Here is an 18,223-nt window from a genome sequence, read left to right on the forward strand (position 1 = left end):
AGCCGGGCCCCTCGTCGTGTCACGGGGCTCGGTGACGAGCCCGACGACGGCGCGCGGGTCAGGCCGTGCGCTGGACGGCCGCGCGCGCCAGGTCGGCGACCGTCTCGGCGCCGGGGGACGCCAGGTCGGCCGCGTCGAGCGCCGTGAAGGCCTCGTCGGTGAGGTCGGCGATGAGCTGTTCGACCGCGGCCACCGCGCCGGTCTCGACGAGCACCCCCCGCAGTGCGTCGACCGTCCCCAGGTCGAGGTCGGGGTCCCCGAGGGACTCCAGGAGGAGCGCGCGCTGGGCCGGCGTCGCGGTCCGCAGCGCACGCGAGACCAGGACCGTCCGCTTGCCCTCGCGCAGGTCGTCGCCCGCGGGCTTGCCCGTGACCGACGGGTCGCCGAACACCCCGAGGACGTCGTCGCGCAGCTGGAAGGCCTCGCCGAGGGGCAGCCCGTAGGTGGGGACCGCGGCGAGCGCGTCCTCGGACGCCCCGGCGAGCGCGGCGCCCAGCGCGAGCGGGTGCTCGACGCTGTACCTGGCGGACTTCGAGCGGATCACGGCCCGTGCCCTGGTCTCGTCGGCGTCGAGGTCGACGCCCCACGGCACGGCCTGGGCCAGCACGTCGAGGTACTGGCCCACGGTCACCTCGGTCTGCATGTCGTCGAACAGCGTGCGGGTGCGCAGCGCGACGTCGTCGGGGACGCCCACGAGCGCGTCCCGGATCTCGGCCTGGCTCGCGATGAGGCACAGGTCGCCGAGGAGGATCGCGCTCGACGAGCCGTACTGGACGTCGCTGCCCGACCACCCGGCGTCGCGGTGGTGCTCGGCGAACGCGCGGTGCGCCGCCGGGCGCCCGCGTCGGGTGTCCGAGTTGTCCATGACGTCGTCGTGGAACAGCGCGGCCGCCTGGAACAGCTCGAGCGCGGCACCCGTGCGGACGGCAGCGGTGCGTCGACCGTCGTCGACCTGGCCACCGTGGGCCCGCCAGGACCAGTAGCAGAACGCGGCCCGCAGACGCTTGCCTCCCGTCAGCAGGGCGGCGGTCGCCTCGGCGAGCGGAGCGGCGTCGGCGCTGATGGCGGCGAGCTGGGTTCGTTGGGCGTCGAGGAACCCGCGGAGGGCGGTGTCGACGTCGGGCCGGAGGTTCTCACGGTCGACCGGCAGGGACGGAGCGGGCGCGGGGGCGTCAGCAGGCATGAGGGCAGCCTAGGTCACGCGGGCGGGACGACCTGGCCGCTGACCGTCACGAGGCGGGCGTCCGTCGTGTCGAGCACGCCGACGAACAGGGTCTCGATCGCGCCGTCCGCGCCCACCCGGTTGAACGCGACCTGGCCGCTGAGCCCTCCCGGGGCGGACCCTGCCAGTGCCGTGAAGCCCGCGGTCGCCATCGCGCCCGCGTAGAAGTCGAGGACCTCCTGGACCGTCGTCGTGCAGGAGAGGTTGAGCGTGACCTGCCGCAGGGCGGACCCCTCGGTGTCGGTCGCGGAGCTCGCGAGGACCTGGGCGTCCGGGGGCACGGGGACGACGTCGGCGGGGAATCCGTCGACGAGCGAGCCTGCGACGGAGGTGTCGTCGAACGGAGGCATGGACGCCTCGGGCGCGAGGGAGCCTTCCTCGGGGACGTCGACGTCGACGGCGCCCGCGGCAGGGGCACCGGACCGGTCACCGTCCGGCGTGGGGGACGTCGCGGTGCAGCCCGCGAGCAGGCCCGTCAGGACGCACACGGAGGCGAGGACGACCGGTACCGAGCGCAGCCGAACGGTCGGGCTGACGGGCGAGAGGGGTGGGCGACGCACCCCCACACCGTAGTCATTGCAACGCCCGGGGTTCGACCACAGTCCACCCGGCCGTCCACAGGACCCGGGATCCGCCCCGCACGCGCCCCGGACGCGATGAGATGCCCGGCATGACAACGACGATCCGGGCCCGCGGGCCCCGCGAGCTGCTCGCCTACGTCCCCTTCCGTCTCGGCTACCGACCGCAGGACAGCGCGGTCCTGGTCAGCCTGCGTGCGCCGCGTGGGAGGGTCGGCCTCGTCGCACGCGTCGACCTCGACGACCTGGCGGACCTCGAGCACGGGCCGCAGGTGGCCAGGACCCTCGTGGCGCACCTCTGCTCGGACGGCGCCGCCCGCGCGGTCCTCGTGGTCTACGCAGACGCCGACCTGCGCGCCGGGGGAGCGCCGGCCGCCCGCGAGCGCGCCGCCGTCGAGCACTGGACCGACGCCGCGGAGGGCGTGCTGGGGACGCCCGAGGTCTGGGTCGTCACCGCGACCGGCTACCACGCCGCCGACTGCCCCGACGCGGCGTGCTGCCCCGCCGGCGGCCGCTCCCTCGAGGACCTCGAGTCGACGGAGGTGGGGGCGCACATGGTCCTCGCGGGCGCCACCGTGGCGACCAGCCGGGCGCACGCCACCTCGATCCCGGTGCTCGACGCCGTGGACCGGCGTCGGGCCTCCCGGGCAGCGGCCCGCTCGCGCGCCCGGCGGGAGGCCGCCCTCGCCACCCAGGACCTCGAGGCGCTCGCCGCCTGGCGCGCCGAGGGGCTCGACGCGTGGCGGGAGGCCACGGGCCTCGTCGAGGAGCACCGTCGTGCGGCGGAGGCGGGCGTCGACGGAACGCGCGGAGTCGCCGCGGTCCTTCCCGCCGTGCTCCTGGGACGTCTCGAGGCGGCGCTCGAGAGCGTCCCCGTGCGCGACGCCGTGCTCCTGTCGTTCGTCGCCGGGAACGAGGAGCTCGCCTCGCTCACGGCCGCCGCCGTCGCGGGGGAGCGGGTCGAGACGGGGACCGCCTCGGTGCTCGCGGGCATCGTCGACCCCGAGGTCGGCCTGCCGCCAGAACCCGGCCGGGCTCGGTGCGCGCGCGACGTCCTCGAGGCCGTGGCGGGGGCCGGGCGACGGGGCGCGCAGGCCCCGGCACTGACGCTGCTCGCGCTCCTCGCGTGGTGGGACGGCGACGGCGTCGTCGCGACGGACCGCCTCGCCGCCGCGCTGGCGGCGGACCGGGGCTACCGGCTGGCCCTGCTCGTCGAGAGCGCGCTGGAGGCCGGGCTCGCCCCCGGGTGGGCGCGGTCGCCGGGGCGTGGGGCGAGGTGAGGATCGCGGGGTGTTCCGGTACCGTCGCACCTGCCGGGGTGGTCCCGGCTCGCGGCCCGAGCGCCCTCGCTCCACGCGCCAGCAAGCGTGCCGACAGGCATGACGGAGGATTCCCATGACGGTCGTAGTCGGCTACCTGTCCACCCCCGAGGGGCGCGAGGCGCTCTCGACCGCCGTCGACGAGGCGATCGCACGGCGGGTCGAGCTCCTGGTGGTCGTGAGCGACAAGGACGGCCGGTCCCTGCCCGAGCAGGAGGGGGAGCGCGTCGAGGAGATCGCCCGGATCACGGCCCCGCTCGACGCCGTGGGCCTGGGCCACCGGCTCGTCCCGGGCACGGGTGAGCTCGCCGAGGACCTGGTCGCGACGGCCGAGGCCCACCACGCCGAGCTGATCGTGATCGGTCTGCGGCGCCGCAGCCCTGTCGGCAAGCTGATCCTCGGATCGAACGCGCAGCGGATCCTGCTCGACTCGCCCTGCCCCGTCCTCGCGGTCAAGCCCGACCGGGCCTGAAAGGGACCGGCGCTGACCTGTGCGGCCAGAGGGGCTCGCCGGGCCGCCCGTGGGGTCGTCGTCGGGTGTGACGAGACCCATCACCCGGGGGAATCTTCGGTGCTGCCGAGGCGTTGACCAGGGGACGACATCCAGCGGGATGGACGTGTGCAGGCCTGTCGGCGGCAACTCACCCGCGTCGTGACAGTCTTCACCGGCGCCCGTCGACGGTTCGGCCGGTACAATATAGGTGTCCGCACATGATCCGAGAGTCCTCCGATCTCCCGGGCACGCCCCTCCAGTGATTGCCGAAAGGTCGGTTTGTGGCGCCCTCTTCACAGAACCCCGCTCTCCCGCACGAGTTCGAACACCCCGCCCTGCAGGACCTCCTGCGCAAGGGGAGTGAGAACGGTCGGGTCGACGCCGAGAGCTTCCGCAACGCCTGCGAGAGCGCGACGATCGGCGACCCCAAGCGACTGAAGGCCGTGCTCCGTGCACTGGCCGGTGCCGGTGTCGAGGTCGAGATCCCCGTCGCGACCAAGGTCGCCGCCGCCACCTCCTCGCGCTCCACCACGACGTCGCGGGCGGTCAAGCCCGCGACCAAGAAGGCGACGACCCCCCGGGCCGGCGCCGTCACCACGACGCGCACGGCGGCGGCCACGGCTGCGGCCGAGGCCGACGCGGCGGACGCGGCGAGCGGGGACACCCCGGCACCCGCCGCGAAGGCCCCCGCGACGCGCAAGCGTGCCGCGACGGCCAAGACGGCCGCGCCCAAGGCTGCGGCGACCACGCGACGCAAGCGGGGCGCCAAGGACGACGAGGACTCCGAGGAGGTCGTGGTCGAGGACCTGGTCGAAGCCGACGAGGACACCGACACCGCCGCTCCCGCGGCCAAGTCGGGCGAGGAGCCCGACGAGTCGCGCGGCTTCGTGTACTCCGACGCGGACGACGACGACGCCCCGGCGCAGCAGGTCGTGACCGCGGGCGCCACGGCGGACCCGGTCAAGGACTACCTCAAGCAGATCGGCAAGGTCGCGCTGCTGAACGCCGAGCAGGAGGTCGAGCTCGCCAAGCGCATCGAGGCCGGCCTGTTCGCCGAGGAGCGCCTGGGCTCTGGCGACACGTTCGAGCCCAAGCTGCGTCGTGAGCTCGAGTGGATCTCCTCGGACGGGCGCCGGGCCAAGAACCACCTGCTCGAGGCCAACCTGCGTCTGGTCGTCTCCCTCGCCAAGCGCTACACGGGCCGCGGCATGCTGTTCCTGGACCTGATCCAGGAGGGAAACCTCGGTCTGATCCGTGCGGTCGAGAAGTTCGACTACACCAAGGGCTACAAGTTCTCGACCTACGCGACGTGGTGGATCCGTCAGGCGATCACGCGTGCCATGGCCGACCAGGCGCGCACCATCCGCATCCCGGTGCACATGGTCGAGGTCATCAACAAGCTGGCCCGCGTGCAGCGCCAGATGCTCCAGGACCTGGGCCGCGAGCCCACCCCGGAGGAGCTCGCCAAGGAGCTCGACATGACCCCCGAGAAGGTCGTCGAGGTCCAGAAGTACGGCCGCGAGCCCATCTCGCTGCACACGCCGCTCGGCGAGGACGGTGACAGCGAGTTCGGTGACCTCATCGAGGACTCGGAGGCCGTGGTCCCCGCGGACGCCGTGAGCTTCACGCTGCTCCAGGAGCAGCTGCACCAGGTGCTCGACACGCTCTCCGAGCGCGAGGCCGGCGTGGTCTCGATGCGCTTCGGCCTGAGCGACGGCCAGCCCAAGACGCTCGACGAGATCGGCAAGGTCTACGGCGTGACGCGTGAGCGCATCCGTCAGATCGAGTCCAAGACCATGTCGAAGCTGCGTCACCCGAGCCGCTCGCAGGTCCTGCGCGACTACCTGGACTGATCGTCCCGGCAGTCGCCACCCGCGGTGCCGAGAAGGCCCCCCCCCCCGCCCGGGGGGGGGCCTTCTCGCGTCGTCGCCCGGGTTCGTCCTCCGCCGGTGCGTCGGGGCCGGGAGGGGCGTGGCGCCGTCGGGCGGGGAGGCCCTGGGGCGACGGCCCGCGCCGTCGGGCAGCCGCAGGCCCGACGGCGGAGCGCGCGCCCCGCTGACGCCTCACCCTCGGGTCGTCGCCGGGGACGAAAGAACCCCGGCCGGTGAGGTCACCGTCCGGGGTTCAGGAGTGCGGCGCGCTGCGAGCGCGCGCCGGGTCGCGTCAGCGGGCGCCGTGCTCGGCGAGCAGGCGGTCGGTCTCGTCCTGGACGTGCGTCGCGATGTCTGCGAAGGCAGCGGCGTGCGCGCGGGCGTGGTGGGCGCAGAAGAGCAGCTCCCCACTCGGCATGGTCACGCGCACGTACGCCTGGGCGCCGCAGCGGTCGCAACGGTCGGCCACGGTCAGCGGTTGAGTCGTCGTAGCAGTCACGTGACCATGTAATCATCTCGCCGCGGGTTCCTCGTACCGAAAAGGCCCGGGTTCGCTACCCGCGTAGCCGCGCGGTCCGGGGAATACGTCGGGGTCGTGTGGAGGTCGGGGCCGCACCGGCCCGGCGGGCGGGGAGTGTGGGCGGCAGCGTCTAGGCTTTCCCTTCGTGACGACCACCTCTGAGTCCAGCTACACCGCGCGGCACCTCTCCGTCCTCGAAGGGCTGGAGGCCGTCCGCAAGCGACCCGGCATGTACATCGGGTCCACCGACTCGCGCGGACTCATGCACTGCCTGTGGGAGATCATCGACAACTCGGTCGACGAGGCCCTCGCCGGCAACTGCGACGCGATCGAGGTCGTGCTGCACGCCGACACCTCGGTGACCGTCAAGGACAACGGTCGCGGCATCCCCGTGGACATCGAGCCCAAGACGGGCCTCAGCGGTGTGGAGGTCGTCTTCACCAAGCTGCACGCGGGCGGGAAGTTCGGCGGCGGTTCCTACACGGCGTCGGGCGGCCTGCACGGCGTGGGGGCATCGGTCGTCAACGCCCTGTCCTCGCGCCTCGACGTCGAGGTGGACCGCGGTTCCAAGACGTACCGCATGACGTTCCACCGCGGCGAGCCCGGCGTCTTCGCTGACCCCAGGACGGGTCCGGACCCGGACGCGGCGTTCACCCCGTTCGTCGAGCGCTCCGAGCTGGCTGTGGTCGGCAAGGCTCCGCGCGGCAAGACGGGTACGCGCGTGCGCTACTGGGCGGACCGGCAGGTCTTCCCCAAGTCCGCGGTGTTCTCCTACGACGAGCTCGTGACGCGCGCTCGCCAGACGACGTTCCTGGTGCCCGGTCTCAAGATCACGCTGCGCGACGAGCGCGGCCTGGCCGGGACCCCCGGAGCCGACGGCCCGGTCGAGGAGAGCTTCCAGCACTCGGGCGGCACGGTCGACTTCGTCGACTTCCTCGCCCCCGACCCCGCGGTCACCGCGACCTGGCACCTGACCGGCTCGGGCACCTTCAAGGAGACCGTGCCCGTCCTCGACGACCGCGGGCACCTGACCTCGCAGGAGGTCACGCGCGACTGCGAGGTCGACGTGGCGCTGCGCTGGGGCACGGGCTACGACACCGAGCTGCGGACCTTCGTCAACATCATCTCGACGCCCAAGGGCGGCTCGCACCTCGCGGGCTTCGAGGCCGGGCTGCTCAAGATCCTGCGCAAGGGCGTCGAGTCCAACGCGCGCCGCCTCAAGGTGTCCACCAAGGACGCGTCCGAGCGCATCGAGAAGGACGACGTGCTCGCCGGCCTGACCGCGGTGCTGACCGTGCGCCTGGCCGAGCCGCAGTTCGAAGGCCAGACCAAGGAGGTCCTCGGCACGGCCCCCGTGCGGGCCATCGTGGCACGCGTCATCGAGCAGCAGCTCGGTGCCATGCTGACGTCGACCAAGCGCGACGAGAAGACGCAGGCCTCGCTCCTGCTGGACAAGGTCGTCGCCGAGATGCGCGCACGCATCACCGCGCGCAAGCAGAAGGAGATCTCGCGGCGCAAGAACGCCCTGGAGACGTCCTCGCTGCCGTCCAAGCTCGCGGACTGCCGCAGCGACGACGTCGCGCGCAGCGAGCTCTTCATCGTGGAGGGCGACTCCGCGCTCGGTACCGCCAAGCTCGCGCGCAGCTCCGACTTCCAGGCGCTCCTGCCCATCCGCGGGAAGATCCTCAACGTCCAGAAGGCCTCGGTCACCGACATGCTCCGCAACGCGGAGTGCGCCGCGATCATCCAGGTCATCGGGGCGGGCTCGGGCCGGTCGTTCGACCTCGAGGCCGCGCGCTACGGCAAGGTCGTGCTCATGACGGACGCCGACGTCGACGGGGCGCACATCCGCACGCTCCTGCTCACGCTCTTCTTCCGGTACATGCGCCCCCTCGTGGACGCGGGCCGGGTCTACGCGGCCGTGCCGCCGCTGCACCGCGTCGAGGTCATCGGCGCGGGTTCGCGCAAGAACGAGTACATCTACACGTACTCCGAGGCCGAGCTGCGCGACGTCCTCAAGAAGCTCGACAAGTCGGGCAAGCGCTACAAGGAGGACATCCAGCGCTACAAGGGCCTGGGGGAGATGGACGCCGACCAGCTCGCGGAGACCACCATGGACCCGCGTCACCGCACGCTGCGACGCGTCACCGCCGAGCACGCCGAGTCGGCCGAGCGGGTGTTCGAGCTCCTCATGGGATCGGACGTCGCGCCGCGCAAGGACTTCATCATCGCGGGGGCCGCGGGGCTGGACAGGGCGCGCATCGACGCCTGACGTCCCGTCTGCTGGGCGGTCGTCCCCCCGTGGGGCGACCGTTCGTAGACTGCGCGGTGTGAACCCCCAGACTCTTCGTGCCGGCACCTCGGTACGCTCTCTGACCGCCCTGGCCTCCCTCCTGCTCGCCGTCGGCCTCCTGGCCGGTTGCGGTACGGCCGACGAGGCTCCGGCGGACGACACCTCTGCCTCGTCCTCGGTCGCGTCCGACGACGCCTCCGACGACGCTGCGGACGAGGCGGCCGAGTCCGCCGACGACGCTCCCGAGCTCTCCTACGAGGGCGTGGCCGGCAAGACCGCGCTCGAGCTCCTCGTCGCCGCCGACCCGACCGCCGTGGTGCAGGGCGAGGGCGAGAACGCGTTCGTCACCGGCATCGAGGGCCGGGAGGCGCAGGAGTCCGCCAAGGAGTTCTGGGCCCTGTACGTGAACGGTGAGATGGCCCAGGTCGGTGCCGGCTCCCTCGTGACCGAGACGGGAGACGAGATCACGTGGAAGCTCGAGACCTTCTGACCCGTTGGTGGCGCCCAGCGCTCGCCGTCGCTGTGGTGGCGCTCGCCGTGGTGTTCCGCCTCGTGCGCGAGGAGATCGGCGCACCGCCCAACCTCGAGCTCGTCACCTCGGCCGCGTTCGCCGCCGCGGTGCTGGTGCGGCATCGCCTGGCGTTCCTGGCTCCGCTGGTCGTCGTCGTGGTGTCGGACCTCGTGCTCGGCAACACGTCGATCGCGCTGTTCACGTGGAGCGCCTGGCTCGTGATCGGGCTCGGGGCGCTGCTGACCCGGAACACGTCGGGGTGGGGACGGCTCGGTGCCGCCGCCGGGCTGGGCGTGGGCGGGTCGCTGTGGTTCTTCCTCTGGACCAACTTCGGCGTCTGGTTCCAGGGGCGTGGGATCTGGTACCCGGCCGGCTGGGACGGGCTCGTGGCGAGCTACGTCGCCGGGCTGCCGTTCCTGCGCACCATGCTGGTCGGGAACCTCGTCCTGCTGCCGCTCGTGGCCGCCGGAACGCTGCTCGTGGAGCGGCTCGAACGGTGGCACGGGTTGGTGACGGCGCCTCAGGCGGCGTGACCCGTCAGGGGTCGAGGCGCCTGCGCAGGAGGCAGAACTCGTTGCCCTCGGGGTCGGCCAGCACGTGCCACGGCTCCTCTCCCGTCTGCCCGACGTCCGCGTGACGTGCGCCCAGCGCGAGCAGACGGTCGAGCTCGGCGTCCTGGTCACGGTCGGTGGCGTTGAGGTCGATGTGCAGGGGGAGCTTGCCGGTCTTCGGGTCGTCGCTGGGGCTCAGGACGATGGTCGGCTGGAGGCCGCCGAACCCGACGTCGGACGGGCCGATCTCGATCGCCCCGTCCTCCCGCCCGAGCTCGACGTAACCGAGGACACCGCTCCAGAACCGCGCGAGCAGCTCGGGGTCGGCGCAGTCGAGGACCAGCTCGCTGATGCGTGATGTCATGCCTCGCAGTGTACGAAGGTGACGATGGTCACGACAGGCGAGGTCCGGCCGCGAGGGCGGCGCTCAGGCACGCGGGCGACGAGGCGCGCCCCTCGTCATCCGAGCTCCTCGGCCAGGGCGACGATGATCCCCTCCGGTCCGCGGAGGTAGCAGAGCCGGTAGGCGTCCTCGAACCGGGCGATCTCGCCCACGAGCTCGGCCCCGTGGCCGCGGAGCCGCTCCACCGTGTCGTCGATGTCGTCGACAGCGAACATCACCCGGTGCAGCCCCAGGGTGTTCGACGGTGCGGTACCCAGCCCGACGTCGACGGGGGCCGGTGACCGGTAGCTGGCCAGCTCGAGCCGACCGGGGCCGTCGGGGACACGCAGCATCGCGATCTCCGACCGCATCTCGTCGAGGCCGACGACGCGCTGCGCCCAGGCGCCCTCGATGGGGGTCCTGCCCTCGAGCTCCATGCCGAGCTCGACGAAGAACGCGATCGCCGCGTCGAGGTCGGCGACGACGATGCCGACGTTGTCCAGGCGCTGGATCACCATGAGCCGTCCCGTCTCATCCGGCCGTGCCCCCGTCGGTCGCGGTCATGTCGCCCGTCGCGGGCGTGCCGTCCGCAAGGCCGTAGCGCAGCAGCACGGTGCCCGCAGGGCTGGCCGCGGGCGGCTCGAGGAGCGTGAGGTTGGTGGGCACGGCACCGCCGTCGAACACCGACTTCCCGACACCGAGCACGATCGGGTGGACCCACAGGTCGAGGCGGTCGAACAGCTTGTCGCGCAGCAACGACTGGACCAGGTCCAGGCTGCCGACGACCTTGACGTGCTCGTGCCGGTCACGCACCTCGCGGACGGCCGCCGCGAGGTCGCGGCCGAGCAGCGTGGACCCCGCCCAGGACAGGTCGGGTGTCCCGCGCGACGCGACGTACTTGGGGATGCGGTTGAAGAGCATGCCGAACTCGTCGTCCTGCCGAGGCCAGTAGGCGGCGAAGATGTCGTAGGTGCGGCGTCCGAGCAGCAGGGCGTCGGTGCCCTCGTACGCGGCCGCGACCTGCGCCCCGGCGACGTCGTCCAGCAGAGGAGCCTGCCAGCCCCCGAACGGGAAGCCGTTCTCCGGGTCCTCGTCGGGACCACCGGGCGCCTGCCCGACGAGGTCCAGGGTCGTGAACAGCTCGATCTCGATCGATCCCATGATGCGCTCCGGTGGGTCGGTGGCGTGGTCAGGGGGTAGACCGGACGGCGGGGGAGAACTCATCGCCCGGACACGGGTGTCCCTGTCAGCTTGCTAGCCGGCTGCGAGGATGCGCAAGGCCGCCTGGCCGTCGCGTCGTGCCTCGGCGGGGATCGCGGCCCAGGACCGGGCATGGTCCGGAACAGCGTTGACCAGGGTCTGGACGCGCCGTCGGTCAGAGCCCGTGAAGAGCGCACGCTCGGTGAAGGGGTCGTCCAGGCAGCAGAGGAGGGCGGCGGCGTCCTGGAGGTGTCGCGCCGGATCGCGCGAGTCCGTCTGGTACGCGGCAGCCTTGAGGACGAGCGCGCCGAAGACGCCGGGAACGCTGATCGTCGTGGCGCGCGAGGGTGTGATGGACAGGTGAGCGTTCACGGTGCGGCGCAGAGCCTGTGTCCCACCCTCGATCGTGACCATCTCGCGTCCCCGTAGCGTTCCGAGCAGCCGCGGTGCAGCGTGGTCGGCGACGAGGACGTCCACGACATCGATGCTGCCCACGAGCACGTCGACCGTCTCGGACCCTCGAACGAACCGGTGGGCGGTGCGTTCGCGTGGATCGAGAGGAGTGAGCATCGCGTATCCCAGGCTCTCCAGCGCGTTAGCGGCCGCCGTGGCGACTCCCCGGGTGGTCTCCACGTGCAGCACGATGTCGACGTCGTTGGTCGGTCGGACCACGTCGAGCCCGTGCGCGATGCTGTGGAGCTGAGCCATGAGGCCGCCGACCAGTGTCCACGTCGTGTGGGGAAGCGCTGCCTCGATCTCCGCGACGTTCGGCCACGGCGTGCCCCAACCACCGGACGGTGTGGGGACGGCGATCGTCGGCCGGTCAGCCACGAATTTTCTCCAGCGCACGCGCGAGCGCGTCGAGTCCGGCTCGGCGCTCGCGAGCGTCGAGCGACTCCCCGAGGCCGAGCGCGGCGAGGATCACGTCGGTGCTCGCCAGGCGCCGCACGATCTCGAGGGGAAAGTCGGTTCCCCGCAGGGTGTAGCGGCCCATGTCGTCGGGCACGAGCGCGAACCGCCGTGCTAGGTCGTCGATCTCCTCGGCTGCCACGTACCCGTCGACGTCGTCGGACTGCGCGAGTCCGAGTCGTGTCGCGATGTCGCGCGTGTCGACGATCTGCGTCCGCACCCGTCCGGCGGCTGACGGATGGCCGGTGAACCGCGCGGTTCGAGCGCGACCCCGGGTCAGGGCGACGAGGCCTTCCGCGGTCGTCGCTCGGAGCCGCGCTCTCAGCCTGGACCGTTGGGTCGAGCCCATCCATGACGCGTCGACGCCGGACAGGATCGCGATCGCGCCCCAGGCGGTCGGAGCGGCCCACGGGCGAGAGCGCGCGCGCCCCCGCACTGCGAGGAACCGGTCCACCGACCCGGAGTCGATCGCGCCGCGCGCGAGGCCGGTCAGGTCGCCTTCGGCGACGAGGTGCTGCACCTGACGTACCGATACCCCGAGCTGTCGCGCGGTGTCGTGGACATCGAGGATCGCCATGACAGACAATCTCGTCTATGCGAAGTTGAATGTCAACGGGAGCGGGTCACACGCTGAAGTACTTGGCCTCCGGATGATGCAGCACGAACGCGTCCGTCGACTGCTCGGGGTGCAGCTGCAGCTCGTCGGACAGCACCACACCGACCCGCTCGGGCTTGAGCAGCTCGACGACCTTGCGGCGGTCCTCCATGTCGGGGCACGCGGGGTACCCCAGCGAGAACCTCGCCCCGCGGTAGTCGAGGTCGAACATCCCTTGGACGTCCGAGGGGTCGTCGTCGCCGATTCCCAGCTCGGAGCGCACGCGCGTGTGCCACATCTCGGCGAGCGCCTCGGTGAGCTGCACGGACAGGCCGTGCAGCTCGATGTACTCGCGGTACCTGTTCGCGGCGAAGAGCTTGGCGGTGTGGACGTCGACAGTGTCGCCCACGGTCACGAGCTGGACGGGCAGGACGTCGTAGCGCCCGGTCTCCTCGACCCAGGAGCGGGGCTTGACGAAGTCGGCGAGGCACAGGTGCCGGTCGCGGCGTTGCCGGGGGAACGTGAAGCGCAACCGCTCGGTGTCCGCCTGGCCGCCCGAGCCGCCGTCGGGCGCCCCGATGCCCGCGAGCCCCGGCCCGTGGTGCGCCACGACCACGTCGTCGCCCTCCGACCACACCGGGAAGTAGCCGTAGATCACGGACGGGTCGACGATCCCGTCGGTGCGGATCTGCTCGAGCCACGCGTTGAGGCGCGGGCGTCCCTCGGTCTCGACGAGCTCTTCGTAGGAGGCTCCGTCGTCGCCGCGACCGGGCTTGAGCCCCCACTGGCCCATGAACGTGGCCCGCTCGTCGAGGAACGCGGCGTAGTCGGCGAGCTGGATGCCCTTGACGATGCGCGTGCCCCAGAAGGGCGGGGTGGGCACGGGGGTGTCCGCGGCGACGTCGGACCGGGCGGGCAGGTCCTCGACGGGGGTCTGCGTCACGGTCACGGTCGCGTGCCGGCGCTTCTTGAGGGGAGGCAGCCCGACGGCGTCGCGCGCCTCTCCCCGCGCCACGCGGACGAGCGGTTCCATGAGCCGCAGACCTTCGAACGCGTCGCGTGCGTAGCGGACCTCGCCCGGGAAGATGCCCGCGAGGTCGTCCTCGACGTACGTGCGGGTCAGCGCCGCGCCGCCCAGGAGGACGGGCCAGCGGGACGCGAGCCCGCGCGTGGCGAGCTCCTCGAGGTTCTCGCGCATGACGACGGTCGACTTCACGAGGAGCCCCGACATGCCGATCACGTCGGCGTCGTGCTCCTCGGCGGCGTCGATCATGGCGCCGATCGACTGCTTGATGCCGATGTTGACGACCGTGTACCCGTTGTTGGTGAGGATGATGTCGACGAGGTTCTTGCCGATGTCGTGCACGTCGCCGCGCACGGTCGCCAGGACGATGGTGCCCTTCGAGGAGTCCTGGCCCTCGACACGTTCCATGTGCGGCTCGAGGAGCGCGACCGCGGTCTTCATGACCTCGGCGGACTGCAGCACGAACGGGAGCTGCATCTCGCCCTTGCCGAACAGCTCGCCGACGACCTTCATGCCCTCCAGGAGGTGCTCGTTGACGATCTGCAGGGCGCCCAGCCCGGAGGCGAGCGCCTCGTCGACGTCGGCCTCGAGGCCCTTGCGCTCACCGTCGACGATGCGCCGTTCGAGGCGTGGGCCCACGGGCAGCGCGGCCATCTCGGCCGCACGCGCGTCCTTGAGGGCCGCGGAGTCGACGCCGGAGAAGAGGTCGAGGAGGTGGGCCAGGGGGTCGTGCGTGAGGTTGCCCTCGGCGTCGTACGCGCGCTTGTCCCACACGAGGTCGAGCGCTGCCTGTCGCTGCTCGTCGGGGATCGAGGCGAGGGGCAGGATCTTCGCGGCGTGCACGATCGCGGAGTCCAGCCCGGCCTGCGTGGCCTCGTGCAGGAACACCGAGTTGAGCACGGTGCGGGCGGCGGGGTTGAGGCCGAACGACACGTTGGAGACGCCGAGCGTGGTGTGCACGCCGGGGTATCGCGCGACGAGGGCGCGGATCGCCTCGATCGTCTCGATCGCGTCGCGCCGCGTCTCCTCCTGACCCGTCGCGATGGGGAACGTGAGGGTGTCGACGACGATGTCGTCGAGCCGCACACCCCAGTCGTCCACGAGCGTGTCGATGAGCCGCGACGCGATCTCGACCTTCTTCGACGCCGTGCGGGCCTGCCCCTCCTCGTCGATCGTGAGCGCGATGACCGCGGCGCCGTGCTCCTTGACGAGCGGCATGATGCGTGCGAACCGTGACGTGGGCCCGTCGCCGTCCTCGAAGTTCACCGAGTTCACGACGGCGCGCCCGCCCACGAGCTCGAGACCCGCCTGGATCACGGCCGGCTCGGTCGAGTCGATCACGAGGGGGAGCGTGGACGCGCTCGCCAGGCGCGAGACGACCTCGCGGGCGTCCGCGACGCCGTCGCGCCCCACGTAGTCGATGCACACGTCCAGCAGGTGGGCGCCGTCGCGCGTCTGGGCGCGCGCGATCTGGACGCACTCCTCCCAGTTCTCGGCGAGCATCGCGTCGCGGAACGCCTTGGAGCCGTTCGCGTTGGTGCGCTCGCCGATCGCGAGGAACGCCGAGTCCTGGTGGAAGTCGACGTGCGAGTACAGGCTCGCGACGCCGTTCTCGCGCGCGGGGCTGCGCGGGGCGACCGGACGGGCGCGCACGGCCTCGACGACCTGACGCAGGTGCTCGGGCGTCGTGCCGCAGCACCCGCCCACGAGCCCCAGGCCGAACTCCGTGACGAACTGGGTGTGGGCCGCCGCGAGCTCGCTCGGCGTGAGCGGGTACGAGGCCCCGTTCGCTCCCAGCACGGGCAGTCCGGCGTTGGGCATGCACGTCACCGGGATCTCGGCGTGCTTGGCCAGGTGGCGCAGGTGCTCGCTCATCTCGGCGGGACCCGTCGCACAGTTCAGCCCGATCGCGTCGACCCCGAGCGACTGGAGCGTGGTCAGCGCCGCGCCGATCTCCGACCCCATGAGCATGGTGCCCGTGGTCTCGACCGTGACCTGCACGATGACCGGCACCGAACGCCCGACCTCGCGCATCGCGGCGCGCGAGCCGTTGACCGCAGCCTTGGCCTGGAGCAGGTCCTGGCTCGTCTCGACGAGGATCGCGTCGACGCCGCCGTCGAGCAGGCCCGCGGCCTGCTCGGCGAACGTGTCGCGCAGGTTCGCGTAGGTCGTGTGCCCCAGGCTCGGCAGCTTGGTCCCCGGGCCCATCGAGCCCAGGACCCAGCGCGGCTGCTCGGGCGTCGACCACGCGTCGGCGCGCTCGCGCGCGATCCGCGCACCGGCCGCGGCGAGCTCGCGGATGCGGTCCTCGACGTCGTAGTCCGACAGGTTGGACCAGTTGGCGCCGAACGTGTTGGTCTCGACGCAGTCCACGCCGACCGCGAGGTACGCGTCGTGCACGGCCGCGATGATGTCGGGGCGGGAGACGTTGAGGATCTCGTTGCAGCCCTCGAGCTGCTGGTAGTCCTCGAGGCTCGGGTCCTGCTCCTGGATCATGGTCCCCATGGCGCCGTCGGCCACGACGACGCGGGTGCGCAGGGCCTCGGAGAAGGCGGCGGATCGGGCGTCGGCGGCGTCGTGGGACATGAGCGGCACTGTAACGCCGGGGGTCGCGGCGCCGTCGGGCCGTCCGCGAAAACAGGGTGCCGCGTCCGGCGCGGCGACCTAGCGTGGTGCGCATGACCTCCGCTCCCACCACCCGCCAGCCGCTCGCCCCGATCGCCGAGCGCGCCGCCCCACCCGCCGAGGTGCCCGTCCCGCAGGTCGACGGCCTGACCTGGCGTCCCCTGGCGGTCGCGGACGCGCCCGCGCTCTTCCGCCTGGTCTCGGCCGTCGAGGAGCACGACCAGCACCCGTTCCGCACGTCGCTCGAGGAGACCGAGGAGATCTTCGAGGGCGACTGGCGCGACCTGCCCCGCGACACCCTCGTCGGGCTCGACGCGGACGGTGAGCCGCGCGCCTACGCGTCGGTCGACACCCGCCCCGGCGACACGACGGTCGTGCGGGCGTTCGTCCAGGGCGCCGTCCACCCGCAGTGGCGGGGACGCGCCGTCGGGCGTCAGGTCCTCGCCTGGTCCACCGCCCGTGCCCGCCAGCTCCTCGCCGCCTCGGGCAAGGAGCTGCCCGCGCGGATCGCGGGCTACGTCCAGGACGACGACGCGCCCGAGCGCCGCCTGTTCGAGGCCGCGGGCTTCACCGCGACCCGCTTCTACTCGACCCTCCGACGCGACCTCTCGCTACCCGTCCCGGAGGTCACGCTGGGCGAGGGGCTGCGGGTCGTGCCGTGGTCGCCCGAGCTCGACGAGGCCACGCGCCTCGCGCACAACGACGCGTTCCGCGACCACTGGGGCAGCGAGCCGGCGACCCCCGAGTCCTGGGTGCACGGCCGCAGCATGTTCGCACCCGAGTGGAGCGTGCTCGTCGTCGACGACACCCCCGCCACGAGCACCGGGCCCGACGGCGTCGCTCCCCGCGCGAGCACCGGGCCCGACGGCCCCGTCGTGGCCGGGTACCTCCTGTCCGGGCGCTACGAGCAGGACTGGCCCGTCGCGGGGTACTCGAGCGGGTACACCGAGACCCTCGGGGTGCGCAGGGACTACCGCGGGCGCAAGATCGCGGTCGCGCTGCTGAGCGCGGGCATGGCCGCGTACAAGGCGGGCGGGGTCGAGTACGCCGAGCTCGACGTCGACACCGAGAACCCGTCCGGGGCCCACGGGCTCTACGCGAGCCTCGGCTACGAGAAGAAGGACGGCTCACGGATGTACTCGATCGAGCTCTGAGGCCCTACCGTGTTCCCAGGTCGGCGCGGCAACGGTGCCGCGCTGCTGGGGCGCCCGGGGTCCGGGACGCCCCCTGCTTCGAAAGGGAGCACCGTGGTCGCCTCGATCTCGCGCGTCTCGCGCACCCCTGTCCCGTTGACGTCGCTGTTCCGCCGCCCCCTCGCGGCGCTCGCGGCCGGGGCGTTCCTCCTGCTGTCGGCCGTGCACCTGACGGCCCACCTGACCGGGGCCGAGCAGGTCGCGACCGTGACCCAGTGGTTCGTCGTGCCGCTGCTCGCGCTCGCGGTGTGGGCGGCGACCGCCGGGCCGGCCGCCGCGCCGACCGCCGGGCCGACGACGAGCACCGCACGACGCTCGCGGCTCGTGCGCTGGACGCTCGTCGCACTGACCTTCTCGTGGCTCGGCGACTCCGCGCCCGACCTGTCGAGCGGGGACGCCTCGTTCCTGACCATGGTCGGGTTCTTCCTGCTCGCGCAGCTCGCCTACGTCACCGCGTTCTGGCCCCTGCGGGCCCGGAGCGTGCTGCGCCGCCCGCTCCTGCTCGTGCCGTACGCGCTCGCTCTCGTGGTGCTCGTGGCGCTGTGCGCCCCGCACGCAGGCGCGCTGCTGCTCCCCGTCGTGCTCTACGGCGTCTGTCTCGCGTCCATGGGGGTCCTGTCGACCGGGGTCGACCGGGTGGCGGGGCTCGGCGGGGCGATCTTCCTCGTGTCCGACGCGCTCATCGCCCTCGGCGCGTTCGTCCCCGGCTTCGAGGTGCCCGGGCCGCTGTCGTCGGGGTTCTGGGTCATGCTCACGTACCTCGCGGGGCAGGCGCTGCTCGCGGTCGGGATCCTGCGCCGGGACGTGCGCGACCGTGCCGGTGCGGACCTCTCCGGGGGGCCCGCCGGGGGCGGGGCTCCGACCGCGCCCGCGGTCTGACGCCGGCGAGCGGCACCGGCACCAGCACCGACGGCCGTGGGGCCGACCGGACGGATCC

Annotated in this window: 17 protein-coding genes; 8 read left to right on the forward strand and 9 right to left on the reverse strand. The window is 72.5% G+C overall.

What is annotated here, in order from left to right; all coding sequences use genetic code 11:
• Positions 1-58: 58 nt before the first annotated feature.
• Positions 59-1,183: a polyprenyl synthetase family protein gene (locus NHG27_RS18405; protein ID WP_193719876.1), complete on the reverse strand. Its 1,125-nt coding sequence runs from the start codon at positions 1,181-1,183 to the stop codon at positions 59-61.
• A 14-nt stretch (positions 1,184-1,197) separates the two neighbouring features.
• Positions 1,198-1,782 carry a hypothetical protein gene (locus tag NHG27_RS18410; RefSeq protein WP_193719877.1) on the reverse strand — a complete coding sequence of 195 codons (585 nt, stop codon included), beginning with the start codon at positions 1,780-1,782 and terminating at the stop codon, positions 1,198-1,200.
• A 110-nt stretch (positions 1,783-1,892) separates the two neighbouring features.
• Between NHG27_RS18410 and NHG27_RS18415 the strand changes: the two genes are divergently transcribed.
• From NHG27_RS18415 to NHG27_RS18425, 3 genes are all read left to right on the forward strand, one after another.
• Positions 1,893-3,080, forward strand: a complete 1,188-nt coding sequence (locus NHG27_RS18415) for a DUF4192 family protein (RefSeq protein WP_497017279.1) — start codon at positions 1,893-1,895, stop codon at positions 3,078-3,080.
• Positions 3,081-3,195: 115 nt separating this feature from the next.
• On the forward strand, positions 3,196-3,591 hold the full coding sequence (locus NHG27_RS18420) for a universal stress protein (protein ID WP_497017280.1): 396 nt from the start codon (positions 3,196-3,198) through the stop codon (positions 3,589-3,591).
• Between the two features lie 302 nt (positions 3,592-3,893).
• Complete coding sequence (locus tag NHG27_RS18425) at positions 3,894-5,465, forward strand: RNA polymerase sigma factor (RefSeq protein WP_497017281.1); 1,572 nt, start codon at positions 3,894-3,896, stop codon at positions 5,463-5,465.
• 310 nt (positions 5,466-5,775) lie between these two features.
• Here NHG27_RS18425 and NHG27_RS18430 read toward each other — a convergent pair whose 3' ends face one another.
• Positions 5,776-5,982: a DUF7455 domain-containing protein gene (locus tag NHG27_RS18430; RefSeq protein WP_191792029.1), complete on the reverse strand. Its 207-nt coding sequence runs from the start codon at positions 5,980-5,982 to the stop codon at positions 5,776-5,778.
• A gap of 166 nt (positions 5,983-6,148) precedes the next feature.
• Here NHG27_RS18430 and NHG27_RS18435 point away from each other — a divergent pair, with 166 nt between their 5' ends.
• From NHG27_RS18435 to NHG27_RS18445, 3 genes are read left to right on the forward strand one after another with little or no spacing between them, the layout of a single operon-like run.
• Positions 6,149-8,275, forward strand: coding sequence for a DNA gyrase/topoisomerase IV subunit B (locus tag NHG27_RS18435; RefSeq protein ID WP_193719881.1), 2,127 nt, complete (start codon positions 6,149-6,151; stop codon positions 8,273-8,275).
• 58 nt (positions 8,276-8,333) lie between these two features.
• Entirely contained in the window at positions 8,334-8,786 is a 453-nt protein-coding gene (locus tag NHG27_RS18440) for a DUF4430 domain-containing protein (protein ID WP_497017282.1), read from the forward strand.
• On the forward strand, positions 8,765-9,340 hold the full coding sequence (locus NHG27_RS18445; RefSeq protein WP_497017283.1) for a DUF6580 family putative transport protein: 576 nt from the start codon (positions 8,765-8,767) through the stop codon (positions 9,338-9,340). The genes NHG27_RS18440 and NHG27_RS18445 overlap by 22 nt, the downstream gene beginning before the upstream one ends.
• Positions 9,341-9,344: 4 nt before the next feature.
• Here NHG27_RS18445 and NHG27_RS18450 read toward each other — a convergent pair whose 3' ends face one another.
• The 6 genes from NHG27_RS18450 to metH form a co-directional block, all read right to left on the reverse strand.
• On the reverse strand, positions 9,345-9,722 hold the full coding sequence (locus tag NHG27_RS18450) for a VOC family protein (protein ID WP_497017284.1): 378 nt from the start codon (positions 9,720-9,722) through the stop codon (positions 9,345-9,347).
• A gap of 95 nt (positions 9,723-9,817) precedes the next feature.
• Complete coding sequence (locus NHG27_RS18455) at positions 9,818-10,258, reverse strand: VOC family protein (protein WP_497017285.1); 441 nt, start codon at positions 10,256-10,258, stop codon at positions 9,818-9,820.
• Positions 10,259-10,271: 13 nt separating this feature from the next.
• A complete protein-coding gene (locus tag NHG27_RS18460) occupies positions 10,272-10,901 on the reverse strand; it encodes a dihydrofolate reductase family protein (protein ID WP_497017286.1) in 630 nt (209 codons plus the stop codon).
• 93 nt (positions 10,902-10,994) lie between these two features.
• Positions 10,995-11,771, reverse strand: a complete 777-nt coding sequence (locus NHG27_RS18465) for a hypothetical protein (protein WP_497017287.1) — start codon at positions 11,769-11,771, stop codon at positions 10,995-10,997.
• Positions 11,764-12,426, reverse strand: coding sequence for a hypothetical protein (locus NHG27_RS18470; protein ID WP_497017288.1), 663 nt, complete (start codon positions 12,424-12,426; stop codon positions 11,764-11,766). The genes NHG27_RS18465 and NHG27_RS18470 overlap by 8 nt, the downstream gene beginning before the upstream one ends.
• A 46-nt stretch (positions 12,427-12,472) precedes the next feature.
• Positions 12,473-16,054, reverse strand: a complete 3,582-nt coding sequence (metH, locus tag NHG27_RS18475; protein ID WP_497017289.1) for a methionine synthase — start codon at positions 16,052-16,054, stop codon at positions 12,473-12,475.
• A 92-nt stretch (positions 16,055-16,146) separates the two neighbouring features.
• Here metH and NHG27_RS18480 point away from each other — a divergent pair, with 92 nt between their 5' ends.
• Together NHG27_RS18480 and NHG27_RS18485 are read left to right on the forward strand one after the other, a co-directional pair.
• Positions 16,147-17,247 (forward strand): GNAT family N-acetyltransferase, encoded by a 1,101-nt coding sequence (locus NHG27_RS18480; RefSeq protein ID WP_497017290.1) that lies wholly within the window; start codon positions 16,147-16,149, stop codon positions 17,245-17,247.
• A gap of 93 nt (positions 17,248-17,340) precedes the next feature.
• Positions 17,341-18,165, forward strand: a complete 825-nt coding sequence (locus tag NHG27_RS18485; protein ID WP_497017291.1) for a lysoplasmalogenase family protein — start codon at positions 17,341-17,343, stop codon at positions 18,163-18,165.
• Positions 18,166-18,223: the final 58 nt, after the last annotated feature.

The sequence above is a fragment of the Oerskovia sp. 140933 genome, from assembly GCF_059651515.1.

Coding starts and splice junctions, on each gene's coding strand:
- NHG27_RS18460 (WP_497017286.1), bottom strand. CDS start 10,901: ATGGGATCGATCGAGATCGAGCTGTTCACGACCCTGGACCTCGTCGGG.
- NHG27_RS18415 (WP_497017279.1), top strand. CDS start 1,893: ATGACAACGACGATCCGGGCCCGCGGGCCCCGCGAGCTGCTCGCCTAC.
- NHG27_RS18470 (WP_497017288.1), bottom strand. CDS start 12,426: ATGGCGATCCTCGATGTCCACGACACCGCGCGACAGCTCGGGGTATCG.
- NHG27_RS18420 (WP_497017280.1), top strand. CDS start 3,196: ATGACGGTCGTAGTCGGCTACCTGTCCACCCCCGAGGGGCGCGAGGCG.
- NHG27_RS18480 (WP_497017290.1), top strand. CDS start 16,147: ATGACCTCCGCTCCCACCACCCGCCAGCCGCTCGCCCCGATCGCCGAG.
- NHG27_RS18450 (WP_497017284.1), bottom strand. CDS start 9,722: ATGACATCACGCATCAGCGAGCTGGTCCTCGACTGCGCCGACCCCGAG.
- NHG27_RS18455 (WP_497017285.1), bottom strand. CDS start 10,258: ATGGTGATCCAGCGCCTGGACAACGTCGGCATCGTCGTCGCCGACCTC.
- metH (WP_497017289.1), bottom strand. CDS start 16,054: ATGTCCCACGACGCCGCCGACGCCCGATCCGCCGCCTTCTCCGAGGCC.
- NHG27_RS18405 (WP_193719876.1), bottom strand. CDS start 1,183: ATGCCTGCTGACGCCCCCGCGCCCGCTCCGTCCCTGCCGGTCGACCGT.